This window comes from Pseudomonas sp. SL4(2022) (assembly GCF_026625725.1).
Classification (GTDB): Bacteria; Pseudomonadota; Gammaproteobacteria; order Pseudomonadales; family Pseudomonadaceae; genus Aquipseudomonas.
The window spans coordinates 3887418-3900798 of record NZ_CP113060.1 but is presented as its reverse complement, the minus strand read 5'-3'; the positions used below and the strand labels follow the sequence as shown (position 1 = coordinate 3900798).

Sequence of the window (13381 nt, the reverse complement as noted above, 5' to 3'; positions counted from 1 at the left end):
TGTCGATGATGATGAGTCACGCACACATCATTTCGCCGTGCATATTGCCTGGCAACAGCATTCGGCATTAGCCTGATTCGCGCGCAAAACCGCAGCCACTCCAGAATGGACACCGGATGAACCGTAACGATCTTCGCCGCGTCGATCTCAACCTGCTGATCGTCTTTGAAACGCTGATGCATGAACGTAGCGTGACCCGTGCGGCGGAAAAACTGTTTCTGGGCCAGCCGGCCATCAGTGCGGCCCTCGCCCGTTTGCGCAGCCTGTTCGATGACCCGCTGTTCGTGCGCACCGGTCGCAGCATGGAGCCTACCGCCCGCGCCATGGAGATTGCCGCCCTGCTCTCGCCGGCGCTGGATTCGATTTCTACGGCGGTCAGTCGTGCGGCTGATTTTCACCCAGCCACCAGCACTGCGGTCTTTCGCATCGGCCTGTCGGATGACGTCGAATTCGGTCTCTTACCGCCGCTGATCAAGCGCTTACGCGCCGAAGCCCCGGGCGTGGTGCTGGTGGTTCGCCGCACCAACTACCTGCTGATGCCGGCCTTGCTGGCCTCCGGGGAAATTTCCGTGGGCGTTGCTTACACCGAAGAGTTGCCGGCCAACGCCAAGCGCAAGGTGTTGCGCCGTAGTAAACCGAAACTGCTACGTGCCGATACCGCGCCTGGTGCACTGAGCCTGGATGATTTCTGTGCCAGGCCGCACGCGCTGGTGTCCTTTGCCGGCGATCTGGGTGGCTTTATCGATACCGAACTGGAAAAACAGGGGCGTAAGCGTCGCGTGGTACTCGCCCTGCCCCAGTTCAACGGCCTGGGTACCCTGCTGGCCGGCACCGATATTCTGGCCACCGTGCCGGATTACACCGCAGCCGCCCTGACCTCTGCGGGCGGAGTCCGCGCCGAAGAACTGCCCCTGCCGACGCAGACTTTCGAGCTGCACATGGCCTGGCGTGGCGCACAGGACAACGACCCAGCGGAGCGTTGGCTGCGTTCGCGCATCCAGATGTTCTGCGGTGATCCGGACAGCCTGGAGTAAACCTAGCACCGGAGCAACGGTGCGTTCAGGGCACTTTGTTCACATAGTTGAAATCGATAAAAGCCCCTTCATCATCATTCACGATGATAGTCACCTTCGCGGCATTCGATTCGTTCCACGCCAGAGCGCGCAGCAGACTCCGCCCCATCACAACACCCTCGGGCGGATACACACATGGAACAGTCCAATAACAATCGCTGGCATTTCCCCTTGGCCCTTGCCGCAGTGCTGGTCTTGAGTGCATGCGGAAAATCACCGGAAACCGCACAGCAGATGCCGGCCGCAAAAGTCAGCGTGGCAGAAGTCATCGAACAACCGATCAACGAATGGGATGAATTCACCGGGCGCCTGGAAGCGCCTGAATCGGTCGAGATCCGTCCACGTGTATCCGGTTTCGTTGATCGCGTTGCCTTTGCCGAAGGCAGCCTGGTGAAGAAAGGTGACCTGCTGTTCCAGATCGATCCGCGGCCGTTCCAGGCCGAAGTCAAGCGTTTCGAAGCTCAGCTGCAACAGGCCCGTGCCAGCCAGGCGCGCACGCAAAGTGAAGCTAATCGCGGCGAGCGCCTGCGCCAGAGCAACGCCATCTCTGCCGAACTGGCTGATGCCCGCGCCAGCGCCGCGGCAGAAGCCAAAGCGGCGCTGGCCGGCATCCAGGCGGAACTGGATAACGCCCGTCTTAACCTGAGCTTCACCCGCGTTACCGCGCCAATTGATGGCCGCGTCAGCCGCGCGGAAATCACCGAAGGCAACCTGGTGAATGCCGGTCAGAGCCTGCTGACCACGCTGGTCAGCACCGACAAGGTGTACGCCTACTTTGATGCCGATGAGCGCGTATTCCTCAAATACGTCGAACTGGCGCGTCTGGTCGGCGGTCAGGCGCGTGATGCCAGCCCGGTGTACCTGGGCCTGTCCAGCGAAGACGGCCACCCGCACCTGGGTGAACTGGATTTTCTCGACAACCAGGTTAACCCGCAGACCGGCACCATCCGTGGCCGTGCGGTGTTCGATAACCGTGATGGCCGCTTCACGCCGGGCCTGTACGCACGTCTGAAGCTGGTTGGCAGCGGTCAGTACGCGGCCGCGCTGATCAAGGATGAAGCGGTCGGCACTGACCTGGGCAAGAAGTTCGTTTTGGTGCTCGACAAGGACAACGCCGTGCAATACCGCGCCATTGAACTGGGACCGAAACTGGAAGGCCTGCGTATCGTGCGTCAGGGCTTGGCCAAGGGCGAGAAAATCGTGGTCAACGGCCTGCAACGTGCCTTCCCCGGTTCCACGGTTGATCCGCAGAGCGTGCCGATGGCCGACGAGGCCACCCTCGTCCAACTGCTGCGCTTGCGTCAGTCAGTCGATGAGCGCGATGCGCCACGGGTCGCCAAACAGGACACCCACAACGGCAAGCCTCGCGGCTGACATGACGCCTGGGGCGCACTGCGCCCCCTACCCGACAACCTGATTCGTAGGGCGCGCGTGGCCGTTAGGGCCTGGCGCACCGGCGTCCGAGGACTTTCTGATGAACTTCTCGCAATTCTTTATTCAGCGGCCGATTTTCGCCGCTGTGCTATCACTGTTGATCCTGATTGGCGGAGCCATCTCGCTGTTCCAGTTGCCGATCAGCGAATACCCGGAAGTGGTGCCGCCCACCGTGGTGGTGCGCGCCACCTTCCCCGGTGCCAACCCCAAGGTGATTGGTGAAACCGTTGCCTCACCGCTGGAACAGGCGATCACCGGGGTGGAAGGCATGCTCTATATGTCGTCCCAGGGCACGGCCGACGGCAAGATGACCCTGACCCTGACCTTCGCCCTCGGCACCGATCTGGACAAAGCCCAGGTGCAGGTGCAGAACCGCGTGACCCGGACCATGCCGACCCTGCCCACCGAAGTGCAGCGCCTTGGCGTGACCGTCGACAAGGCTTCGCCCGACCTGACCATGGTCGTGCACCTGACCTCGCCGGACGACCGCTACGACATGCTGTATCTGTCCAACTATGCTGCGCTCAACGTCAAGGACGAGTTGGCGCGCCTGGATGGCGTGGGTGATGTGCAGCTGTTCGGCCTGGGCAACTACTCGCTGCGCGTGTGGCTCGATCCGAACAAGGTCGCGTCACGGGGCCTGGCCGCCAGTGACGTGGTCAATGCCATTCGTGAGCAGAACCGCCAGGTCGCGGCCGGCTCGCTCGGTGCCCCGCCCTCTGACGCTGGCAACAGCTTCCAGCTGTCGATCAACACCCAAGGCCGTCTGGTCAGCGAGGAAGAGTTCGAGAACATCATCATTCGCGCCGGTGAAAACGGTGAAATCACCCGTTTGAAAGACATCGCACGCATTGAACTGGGTTCCAGCCAGTACGCCCTGCGCTCCTTGCTCAACAACAAGCCGGCGGTTGCCATCCCGGTGTTCCAGCGTCCCGGCTCCAACGCCATCGAGATTTCCGATGCGGTGCGCGCCCGCATGGCCGAGTTGAAACAGAACTTCCCGCAGGGCGTGGACTACGAAATCGTCTATGACCCGACCATCTTCGTGCGTGGCTCCATTGAAGCGGTGGTGCATACCCTGCTCGAGGCCATCATCCTGGTGGTGCTGGTGGTGATTCTGTTCCTGCAAACCTGGCGCGCGTCGTTCATCCCGCTGGCCGCCGTGCCGGTGTCGTTGATCGGCACCTTCGCCGTGATGCACATGTTCGGCTTCTCGCTCAACGCGTTGTCGCTGTTCGGTCTGGTGCTGGCCATCGGTATCGTGGTGGACGACGCCATCGTGGTGGTGGAAAACGTTGAACGGAATATCGGCCTGGGCAAAACCCCGGTAGAGGCCACCAAGCAGGCAATGAAGGAAGTCACCGGGCCGATCGTGGCCACGGCCTTGGTGCTGTGCGCGGTGTTTATTCCCACGGCGTTTATTTCCGGGCTTACCGGACAGTTCTACCAGCAGTTTGCGCTGACCATCGCCATTTCCACAGTGATCTCGGCCTTCAACTCACTGACCCTGTCCCCTGCCCTGGCGGCCGTGCTGCTGAAAAGCCACGACGCGCCGAAGGACCGCTTCTCCAAGGTGCTCGACAAACTGTTCGGCGGCTGGCTGTTCAACCCGTTCAACCGTCTGTTTGACCGCGCCAGCCACGGTTATGTCGGTACGGTGAAACGCGTCTTGCGCGGCAGCGGCATCGCCCTGTTCGTCTACGCCGGTTTGATGGGGCTGACCTACCTGGGCTTTGCCACCACACCGAGCGGTTTCGTCCCGGCGCAGGACAAACAGTACCTGGTGGCCTTCGCCCAACTGCCGGATGCCGCGACCCTGGACCGCACCGAAGATGTGATCAAGAAAATGTCGGAAATCGCCGGCAAACACCCCGGTGTGGAAAACACCGTGGCCTTCCCCGGCCTGTCGATCAACGGCTTCACCAACAGCCCGAACAGCGGCATCGTCTTCACCCCGCTGAAGCCCTTTGATGAGCGCAGCGATCCGTCGATGAGCGCCACGGCGATTGCGGCCGAGCTGAACGCCCAGTTCAGCGAGATTCAGGACGCCTATATCGCCATCTTCCCGCCACCACCGGTGCAGGGCCTGGGTACTATCGGCGGCTTCCGCCTGCAGGTGCAGGATCGTGGCAACCTGGGCTATGACGAACTGTACGTGCAAACCCAGAACGTCATCGCCAAGGCCCGTGCGCTGCCGGAGCTGGACCCGATGTCGGTGTTCACCAGCTACCAGGTGAATGTGCCGCAGATCGATGCCGCCATCGACCGCGAAAAAGCCAAGACCCACGGCGTGGCGATCAGCGACATCTTCGACACCATGCAGATCTACCTGGGCTCGTTGTACGCCAACGACTTCAACCGTTTTGGCCGGACCTACCAGGTCAACGTGCAGGCCGAGCAACAGTTCCGCCTGGAGCCGGAGCAGATTGGCCAGCTCAAGGTGCGCAACAACCGGGGCGAAATGGTCCCGCTGTCAGCGTTCCTTAAAGTCAGCGCCAGTTCAGGTCCGGACCGGGTGATGCATTACAACGGCTTCCTCACTGCCGAAATCAATGGCGCAGCAGCCCCTGGCTACAGTTCCGGCCAGGCTGAAGCGGCGATGGCCAAACTGCTCAAGGAAGAACTGCCCAACGGCATGAGCTTCGAATGGACCGACCTGACCTACCAGCAGATTCTGGCCGGTAACAGCGCGATCTTCGTCTTCCCGCTCTGCGTGCTGCTGGCTTTCCTGGTACTGGCTGCCCAGTACGAAAGCTGGAGCCTGCCGCTGGCGGTGATCCTGATCGTACCGATGACCCTGCTGTCGGCCATCACCGGGGTGATCCTGGCTGGAGGCGACAACAACATCTTCACCCAGATCGGTCTGATCGTACTGGTGGGATTGGCCTGTAAGAACGCCATCCTCATCGTCGAGTTCGCCAAGGAGAAACAGGAAGAAGGCATGGACCGCGTCAGCGCGGTGCTGGAAGCCTGCCGCTTGCGTCTGCGGCCGATTCTGATGACCAGTTTCGCCTTCATCATGGGCGTGGTGCCCTTGGTGTTGTCATCCGGCGCTGGCGCCGAGATGCGCCATGCCATGGGCGTCGCAGTATTCAGCGGCATGCTCGGGGTGACCTTCTTCGGCCTGCTGCTGACCCCGGTGTTCTACGTGCTGATTCGCGGCTTCGTGGAGAAACGCGAAGCGCAGAAAGCCGCGCGCCTGCAGGAGGTGCAGGCATGAAGTCCATTAATGCCAAGCCGCTGGCCCTCAGCCTGTTGACCCTGGCGCTGACTGCCTGCGCCGTCGGCCCGAAGTACCAGGCCCCGCAAACCGCAGATGCCCAGCTGAAAAGCGCGCAAAGCGTCAGTTTCGATCGTTCGCGTTTCGAAGTCAGTTGGTGGCAGCAGTTCGACGACCCGGTACTCAACCAACTGGTGCAACAATCACTCGAGGAAAACCGCCAGCTGCGCGTGGCTTTTGCTCGCCTGCGGGCGGCCCAGGCCATTCGTGATGACCTCGGCAACGATCAGTTGCCGACCGTCACCAGCCGCGCCAGCGGTGAATTCGGCAAAGCCCAGCAACCCGGCGTCACCGAGCAGCGCGTGCGCGGCGAGCGTTATGACCTGGGGCTGGACATGCTCTGGGAACTGGACCTGTTTGGCCGCATCCAGCGTCAACTGGAAGCCAGCGATGCCGAGCTGGACGTGGCCGAAGCGGATTATCAGCAGCTGCAGGTCAGCCTGATCGCCGAGCTGGTGGATGCTTACGGCAGCCTGCGCGGCGCGCAACTGCGTGAACGGATTGCCCGCGACAACCTGAGCAACCAGCAGGAATCCCGCGCCATCACCGAGCAGCTACGTGAAGCCGGCGTCGGTAGCCAGCTCGATGTACTGCGCAGCGACGCGCGCCTGGCTGGCACCGAAGCCAGCCTGCCGCAATTGCAGGCCGAACAGCAGCGCGCTAAACACCGCATCGCCACCCTGCTCGGTCAACGCCCGGATCAATTAAGCGTGGACCTCTCAGCCCAGGACCTGCCCGCCATCGCCAAGGCGCTACCGGTGGGCGACCCCGGCGAGTTGTTGCGCCGCCGCCCGGATATCCGCGCGGCCGAACGGCAACTGGCCGCTGCCACTGCCAATATCGGTGTGGCGACGGCGGACCTGTTTCCTCGGGTGAGTATGTCCGGCTTCCTCGGCTTTACCGCCGGGCGAGGCTCGCAGCTGGGTTCATCAGCAGCGCATGCCTGGGGCCTGGCACCGACTATCAGCTGGGCGGCGTTTGATCTGGGCAGCGTACGTGCACGCCTGCGCGGGGCTGAAGCCGAAGCCGATGGCGCGCTGGCCAACTATGAACAACAGGTGCTACTGGCCCTGGAGGAATCCGCCAACGCCTTTAGCGACTACGGCAAACGCCAACAACGGCTGCTCGCCCTGCTGCGCCAATCCGACGCCAGCCGCGCCGCTGCCGAGCAAGCCCGCGTGCGCTACCGCGAAGGTGAAGTGGACTTCCTCGTGCTGCTCGACGCCGAACGTGAACGCCTGAGCGCCGAAGACGCTCAGGCCCAAGCGGAAGTTGAGCTGTATCGCGGCATCGTCGCCATCTACAAGGCCCTCGGCGGCGGGTGGCAGCCTAACGCCTGACTCGCTCAACGACTCTCCCCCCAGGTTGGCCTGGCCAACCCTTTCCCGCCCCGCGGCAGTTGCTCCTTGCTGTGGGGCTTTTTTATTGGGTGGGCTGCGTCAGGCCAGGCGAGTAGAAGGACTCTCGCCCCGCTTGTCGCTCAACTCAACCACCACTAATCTGCGCGCATTTTCAAGGGAACGGCACATGCGTGAGCGCAAGGCAGCACGATTACTGGTCATTAGTCCTTCCAGGGAAGTCCTTCTTTTCAGATTTCACCATACAGACGACGCTTTGGCCGGTACAAGCCATTGGGCCACGCCCGGTGGTGGTTTGGAGCAAGGAGAAACATTCCAAGCAGCGGCAGTACGTGAGCTGTACGAGGAGACAGGCATTCAAGTCCGCACAGTGGCGGCTCCTGTGGCCGACCGAAGGGTTTCATTGATGCTGCCCAGCGGCGAAGCAGTGATCGCCGTGGAGCAGTATTTTATTGTGCATGCCCCAACCATAGCTCTTTGCAGTGCTCATTGGACAACGCACGAGAGAAAGGTCATGGCAGATCATCACTGGTGGTCAGCCCAAGCACTGATAGCCACACAAGAAACGGTGTGGCCAGAGAATTTGGTGCAACTGCTTGTGGATGCTGGGGTATTCACATTGCCTGCCTGACCGCTCTATGAGCAGCTGGCTGTGGGCCACGGCGTATGATTTTCTTATTTTCTGACGTCAGGATTGCCATGTCCCCCGACAAAGCTTGCCCAGTGATACTTTCATCTGCGCGGCCCTACAAAATCCTTTTGTTCCGCCACCCTCTAGCAGGCGTTCAACTGGTAAAGGGCAGCATAAAAAAGGGAGAAACGCCTGGCGTCGCTGCATTGCGTGAATTGACGGAAGAGTCAGGCATCAGTGACGCTGTGATTGAAAACGACCTTGGGGTTTGGGATTCCGAGCATCTAGGCCAGGTTTGGTCGTTCCAATTGTGCCAGGTAGAAAGAGCATTGCCCGAGCGATGGTCCCACCAGACAGTTGATGACTATGGTCATCTGTTCGAATTCTACTGGGCATCACTCGAGAATCCCCCACATGACGAGTGCCACCCGGTGTTTCAGCGGGCACTGGCATTTTTGCGCACAAAGCTGAACGCACCGATAGATGAGCGACGCTGACGCGCGCTACGTGTCTATCGCCAGCGGCATATCCGGATCTTACCCCGCGCAACATTTCACTCGATCCACTTCTCCGCCACTCAACTGGCCTGAGCACAACTCGGCTGCCCGGCCGAGTAACGCAAACCCGGGCTGACTGCCGCGTTGAATTCCTTCAGGGCTGTCGAGCCGATTAATAGCGGGTATTCGAAGGCGCTGCGGTCGGTCAGATTGACTTCGATATTCTTCAGTTCATCGCCTACGCAGATACCCATTTCAATCACCGGACGGGCGGTGTAGAGCTGCTTGTCGCCAGGTTTACGGTCATCGGCGCGGCGTTTGATATAGCTCATGCGCGCCAGCGGTTTTTCAACGATCTGCGCCTGTTCGGCGTCTTTTATGCCCAGCTGAAAGCGTACCCACTCACCACCATCGCGCTTGAACACCTGAATATTCTTGGCGCTGAGTGAAGCTGTTTCGGCCCCGGTATCGAGTTTGGCAGGCAGCTCCAGAGCCAGCTCATGCAAGGAAACCTGTTCGTGCAGGCCAAAGATCTGCGGCTGATTGGCCATTGCGCCGGAGGTTAACAGTGGGCTGCATAGCGCTATAGCCGCAGCGATCTTTTGTTTGAATGTGAAGTTGGGCATGCCGTGGTTCCAGTCGAGGAAGAAAGTCCCCCCACGATAACGGTGCTGACTGAATTGAAACTGAATACGTGCCTTCGCGCGCCACTGCAGCTATCAATATTGCCTGAGACATGTCTGCCTGCTTATTCTGCCTACCACCGTATTCCGTTTCTACGAGCATGCAGACCGTGGATCACACCAGCCCCCTTCCCGCCAGTGACGCCGAAGTATTGGCCTACATGCAGCGTCAATTGCATTCAGGCCGTGTCAAACCAAACGTGCTGGTCAGCCTGACACAGAAGACCTTTGTCGATGTCAGCCATGAGCGCATCGTGCAGTGCTTTAACCAGTTGGACTCAGCCCTGCTCAAGCGTTGAGTGTTGGGTTCAGCATCTGCAGACACGACTGAGTGTTGCTAGAGGTTCACGCCCTCGTAGTCGCCTGTATCGTCGACTATGCGGGTTGATACCATCTGCCGGGCGGTGACAAGCAATCGCTTTGCAGACACGGGACAACGCCCCAGCGAAGCTAATCAGCGTGGGCGCGCTCAACTCGGCACTGGAAACAGTTGAACTTGGAGCGAATGTGTACGTAAGCCACGCTGAGGTCACTGAGTATCTGCTGGCAGGTCTTACTCAGCACGGAACCTGGCACCACCTGGCCGGTGTCATAACGAATCCAGTCATCACTGTCGTAGCCCCTAATCAGTGCAGGCTCAAGAAACGCAAACCAAGCCGGCAACTGTGCCTGGTCATAGTGTTGACAGGGCTCGGCATGCAGGAAAATCGGCCCGACCTCTGCATAGGGCTGTAATTGGGTAAAGGGACGGTAGGCCAAGATCAGTTTGGGGGTGCCGGGCGTGATCAGATTCAGGCAGTGTCTGCAGGGATTGGCCATGCCCTGCGCCACCTTGCGCACCGGTAGCTGACCATGGGCGTCCAGCCCGCCCTGCCAGATACGTTCAGCTGCATCGCTGCTGATGCCGCAAACACGGAGTGCCAGATCAGTTGAAGCATGGGTTGAGGTCATCGCCGAATACCTGTGCATGAGGGATGTGGCAGACATTAGCCAGGCGCGTTGACCTTCGCGATGCGGTTCTGACTTTCAAACTGCGTCGATCTGGCACACGCAATGATCATGCGGCACTGGAATCTGCACTTGTCTACCCATTCACTGGCGATCATCCTTGCGCTGCAACTTAATCCTGTGCCGACAATCTGATGCCCTGGCACGCTATCCGCCTTTACCACTACGCAGGCTCTTTCGGAGATTCAGATGCCCCGTTTCACCTCACTCAAGCCCCTACTCGTCCTGATTAGCCTTGCCTGCTTTGCGATGCTCGGCGGTGCCTTGTTGTTGCAGCATCTGGCCGGTTGGGAGCCCTGCACCCTGTGCATTCAAATTCGTTTATGGCTGCTGTGTGGTGGCGTTGTCAGCCTGCTGATTCTGACGGTAGAAGCCCTGGGGCTGCGTTGGCTGGCCTTGCCACTTTGGCCTTTGCTATTGGCCACGGCAGGTATGGCGGTGTACGACAACACGCATCTGGTGTTGATCGAAACCGGTATGCTGGAAAGCTCCAGTTGCTCCCCCTTCCCGTTCTACGCTTTTTATCTGCCCCTGCATGACTGGCTGCCCAGCGTCTTTATGAGTGCCGGCGTTTGTGGGCAGACCGACTACAACATTCTCGGCCTGTCATTCACCCACTGGACCCTGCTCAGCCTCGCCGTGCTCTTGGCCCTATGCCTCTTGGCTGCCTGGCGCGCCGTGCGCCGCTGATCCCTCCGCTAAGCCGCCTCCTGGAGGTGGCGATAAAACGCCACCGCCACTCAAAATAAGCAGTTATTTGCCGATTTTTATTCGCCAATGGCGACTTTTCGCCAAGTGATGTGCGCTACATCACGGCTGTTTTGCCACCAATACAGCCCTGCAGGCGAGTTGCCACTCTGGCATAGGCATTGCGATACAGGCGATGCACTGCGCACTGTAATCAGCGTGCGACTGTGCCAATCTGACAGCCTAAACCAGCCAGTTTGCTTGAATTTCCTGGAGCGCTGTCAACAAAACAACATAAGAACAATCAGGAACACCGCTATGTTCAAGTCGATCTGCACCCTCGTTGCCAGCAGCCTGCTGCTAGCAGCAACCACAGTTCACGCAGCAACCGACAAGGGGCTAATCGTGATCAAGTTCGCCCATGTGGTGGCAGACAACACCCCCAAAGGCCAAGGCGCACTCCTGTTCAAGAAGCTGGCCGAGGAGCGCCTGGGCGACAAGGTAAAGGTTGAGGTCTACCCCAACTCCACCCTGTACGGTGATGCCAACGAACTCGACGCACTGGCTAAAAACGAGGTGCAGCTGCTGGCTCCTTCGCTCGCTAAATTTGAGAAATACACCAAACAATTACAGGTGTTCGACCTGCCCTTTCTCTTCGACGACCTGGACGCCGTCAATCGCTTCCAGAAACGCGCCAAGGGCCGCCAGCTGCTGCGCTCCATGGAAGACCACAACATCGTCGGTCTGGCCTATTGGCACAACGGCATGAAACAACTTTCGGCAACCAAGGCACTGCAGGTGCCTGGAGACGCTGCCGGGTTGAAATTCCGCATCCAACCCTCTTCGGTGCTTGAAGCGCAGTTCAACCAGCTCGGTGCCACGCCTTTGGCCATGCCATTTGCCGAGGTTTTCGAGGCATTGAAAAACGGCAAGGTGCAGGGCGCAGAAAACCCCTGGTCGAACATCTACAGCAAGCAGCTCCATAGCGTGCAGCCGTTTATCACCGAGACCAATCACGGCGTGCTCGATTACATGCTGGTGAGCAACCCACGCTTCTGGTATGCCATACCGCACCAGATCCGCATGCAGCTGGAAGGCATCATCGACGAGGTGACCTACGAGGTGAATCGCCAGGCCGAAGCTGCCAACCAGGCCGACCGCGACCGTATCGCCGCAGCCACCGGCACTCAGGTCATCACCCTTAACGAGGAGCAACGCAACGCCTGGCGCAAAGCCATGCAGCCGGTGTGGCAACAGTTCGAAGGCGTGATCGGTGCCGACATAATGAAGGCCGCGCAAACGGTTAACCGCAACAAGCGTTAAGAACCTGTTCACGATCTCGCAAGCCTGAGCCATACAAGGCGGAAGCAGGTGAGGAAGCGGATTTTACTGGTGTAAATGAGCGTTACGCCCCGCACTTCACGCTAAAGCGCGTTAGCCGCAAGCGGCTTGCCAAGCCTATTTTCAACGCAGCAGCGCCAACGCGAAACAGATCGTAGGCAGCGTCTAAGACGTGCGCCATCGCACTCCACTGTCTCGCCTGGTGCAGTAATCTGCGTGCCGCTCTAACCAGCCCCTTCTGCGCGCCCCAGGCTAATCACCTGGGGCACCGGCAAAAAGCCGTCACGCTTTTAACCTGTGTATAGCGCCTGATTCAAAACAACTCGCCAGCCTCAACCAAGGACTCCCTATGTTCAAGTCGATTGCTCTTATAGCCGTTGGCACCCTGCTATTCAGTGCATTCAACCTCTGCAACGCTCAAGAACAGGAACCCATTCTGATCAAGTTTGCCCATGTCGCTGATGAGCGCACGCCCAAGGGCCAGGGCGCTTTACTGTTCAAGCAGCTGGTCGATCAGCGCCTGACAGGCAAGGTCAGCGTCGAGGTTTACCCAGCCTCCAGCCTTTTTGGTGATGCCAACGAACTTGACGCACTGGCGAATAACGAGGTGCAACTGCTGGCACCCTCGCTCGCCAAATTCGAGAAATACACCAAACAACTCCAGGTATTCGACCTGCCGTTTCTATTTGATGACCTCGATGCGGTCACGCGTTTCCAGAAGCGCGCCAAAGGCCGCCAACTGCTGCGTTCCATGGAGGCGCACAACATTATCGGTTTGGCCTATTGGCATAACGGTATGAAGCAGCTCTCGGCGACTAAAGCGCTGCAGGCGCCCAGTGATGCGGCGGGTCTGAAGTTCCGCATTCAGTCTTCCAGCGTGTTGGAAGCGCAGTTCCAACAAATCGGAGCGGTACCGCTGGCCATGCCCTTTGCCGAGGTCTTCGATGCGCTGAAAAGCGGCAAGGTACAGGGTACCGAGAATGCCTCGGTCGAATATCTACACCCAGCAGTTGCACACCCAGCAAGCGTTTATCACCGAGACCAACCACGGCGCGCTCGACTATATGCTGGTCAGTAACCAGCGTTTCTGGTTTTCCATTCCTCACCAGATTCGCAGCGAGCTGGAAGCGATCATCGATGAGGTGAGCTTCGCAGTGAATCGCCAGTCTGAAGAAGCCAACCGTGCAGACCGTCAGCGTATCGAGGCGTCCAGCAGCAGCCAGATCATCACCCTCAGTGACGGACAACGTGCTGCCTGGCGTGCCGCCATGCAACCGGTTTGGCAGCAGTTTGAGGCCGATATCGGCGCAGACATACTCAAAGCTGCACAGACGGTTAACCGCAAATCCCGCCAATAACCATCCCCCTAGGTCTTAAGCGTCAATGCGG

Annotated in this window: 11 protein-coding genes and 1 pseudogene; 10 read left to right on the top strand and 2 right to left on the bottom strand. The window is 59.4% G+C overall.

The annotated features are described in order from the left end of the window. Positions 1–116 precede the first annotated feature (116 nt). The 6 genes from OU997_RS18425 (at position 117) to OU997_RS18400 (ending at position 8273) form a co-directional block, all read left to right on the top strand. Positions 117–1034 (top strand): LysR family transcriptional regulator, encoded by a 918-nt coding sequence (locus OU997_RS18425; RefSeq protein WP_267807948.1) that lies wholly within the window; start codon positions 117–119, stop codon positions 1032–1034. A 174-nt stretch (positions 1035–1208) separates the two neighbouring features. Then, a complete protein-coding gene (gene mexE, locus OU997_RS18420) occupies positions 1209–2447 on the top strand; it encodes a multidrug efflux RND transporter periplasmic adaptor subunit MexE (RefSeq protein ID WP_267807946.1) in 1239 nt (412 codons plus the stop codon). A gap of 100 nt (positions 2448–2547) precedes the next feature. Beyond that, positions 2548–5727 (top strand): efflux RND transporter permease subunit, encoded by a 3180-nt coding sequence (locus tag OU997_RS18415; protein WP_267807944.1) that lies wholly within the window; start codon positions 2548–2550, stop codon positions 5725–5727. Continuing rightward, positions 5724–7127, top strand: a complete 1404-nt coding sequence (locus OU997_RS18410; protein WP_267807943.1) for an efflux transporter outer membrane subunit — start codon at positions 5724–5726, stop codon at positions 7125–7127. Before OU997_RS18415 ends, OU997_RS18410 begins: the two co-directional genes overlap by 4 nt. A 187-nt stretch (positions 7128–7314) precedes the next feature. Then, a complete protein-coding gene (locus tag OU997_RS18405) occupies positions 7315–7776 on the top strand; it encodes an NUDIX hydrolase (protein ID WP_267807941.1) in 462 nt (153 codons plus the stop codon). A 68-nt stretch (positions 7777–7844) separates the two neighbouring features. Beyond that, positions 7845–8273: an NUDIX hydrolase gene (locus tag OU997_RS18400; RefSeq protein WP_108489004.1), complete on the top strand. Its 429-nt coding sequence runs from the start codon at positions 7845–7847 to the stop codon at positions 8271–8273. 80 nt (positions 8274–8353) lie between these two features. Here OU997_RS18400 and OU997_RS18395 read toward each other — a convergent pair whose 3' ends face one another. Further along, on the bottom strand, positions 8354–8899 hold the full coding sequence (locus OU997_RS18395; protein ID WP_420713210.1) for an ATP-dependent zinc protease: 546 nt from the start codon (positions 8897–8899) through the stop codon (positions 8354–8356). 167 nt (positions 8900–9066) lie between these two features. Here OU997_RS18395 and OU997_RS18390 point away from each other — a divergent pair, with 167 nt between their 5' ends. Then, positions 9067–9255, top strand: coding sequence for a hypothetical protein (locus OU997_RS18390; RefSeq protein WP_177479876.1), 189 nt, complete (start codon positions 9067–9069; stop codon positions 9253–9255). 151 nt (positions 9256–9406) lie between these two features. Here OU997_RS18390 and OU997_RS18385 read toward each other — a convergent pair whose 3' ends face one another. Next, complete coding sequence (locus OU997_RS18385; protein ID WP_267807940.1) at positions 9407–9907, bottom strand: DUF1203 domain-containing protein; 501 nt, start codon at positions 9905–9907, stop codon at positions 9407–9409. 246 nt (positions 9908–10153) lie between these two features. Here OU997_RS18385 and OU997_RS18380 point away from each other — a divergent pair, with 246 nt between their 5' ends. The 3 genes and pseudogenes from OU997_RS18380 to OU997_RS18370 all read left to right on the top strand — a co-directional run bounded on the left by OU997_RS18380 (position 10154) and on the right by OU997_RS18370 (position 13350). Then, the gene (locus OU997_RS18380) at positions 10154–10654 is read left to right on the top strand and encodes a disulfide bond formation protein B (protein WP_108488975.1); all 501 of its coding nucleotides are present in this window, start codon (positions 10154–10156) and stop codon (positions 10652–10654) included. A 315-nt stretch (positions 10655–10969) separates the two neighbouring features. Then, the gene (locus tag OU997_RS18375; RefSeq protein ID WP_108488976.1) at positions 10970–11974 is read left to right on the top strand and encodes a TRAP transporter substrate-binding protein; all 1005 of its coding nucleotides are present in this window, start codon (positions 10970–10972) and stop codon (positions 11972–11974) included. A gap of 367 nt (positions 11975–12341) precedes the next feature. Continuing rightward, positions 12342–13350: pseudogene (locus OU997_RS18370) on the top strand (DctP family TRAP transporter solute-binding subunit). Positions 13351–13381: the final 31 nt, after the last annotated feature.

Bases quoted from the DNA above. Each gene is read 5' to 3' on its own strand.
- OU997_RS18415 (WP_267807944.1), top strand. From the start codon at position 2,548: ATGAACTTCTCGCAATTCTTTATTCAGCGGCCGATTTTCGCCGCTGTG.
- OU997_RS18400 (WP_108489004.1), top strand. From the start codon at position 7,845: ATGTCCCCCGACAAAGCTTGCCCAGTGATACTTTCATCTGCGCGGCCC.
- OU997_RS18405 (WP_267807941.1), top strand. From the start codon at position 7,315: ATGCGTGAGCGCAAGGCAGCACGATTACTGGTCATTAGTCCTTCCAGG.
- OU997_RS18375 (WP_108488976.1), top strand. From the start codon at position 10,970: ATGTTCAAGTCGATCTGCACCCTCGTTGCCAGCAGCCTGCTGCTAGCA.
- OU997_RS18395 (WP_420713210.1), bottom strand. From the start codon at position 8,899: ATGCCCAACTTCACATTCAAACAAAAGATCGCTGCGGCTATAGCGCTA.
- OU997_RS18425 (WP_267807948.1), top strand. From the start codon at position 117: ATGAACCGTAACGATCTTCGCCGCGTCGATCTCAACCTGCTGATCGTC.
- mexE (WP_267807946.1), top strand. From the start codon at position 1,209: ATGGAACAGTCCAATAACAATCGCTGGCATTTCCCCTTGGCCCTTGCC.
- OU997_RS18410 (WP_267807943.1), top strand. From the start codon at position 5,724: ATGAAGTCCATTAATGCCAAGCCGCTGGCCCTCAGCCTGTTGACCCTG.
- OU997_RS18385 (WP_267807940.1), bottom strand. From the start codon at position 9,907: ATGACCTCAACCCATGCTTCAACTGATCTGGCACTCCGTGTTTGCGGC.
- OU997_RS18380 (WP_108488975.1), top strand. From the start codon at position 10,154: ATGCCCCGTTTCACCTCACTCAAGCCCCTACTCGTCCTGATTAGCCTT.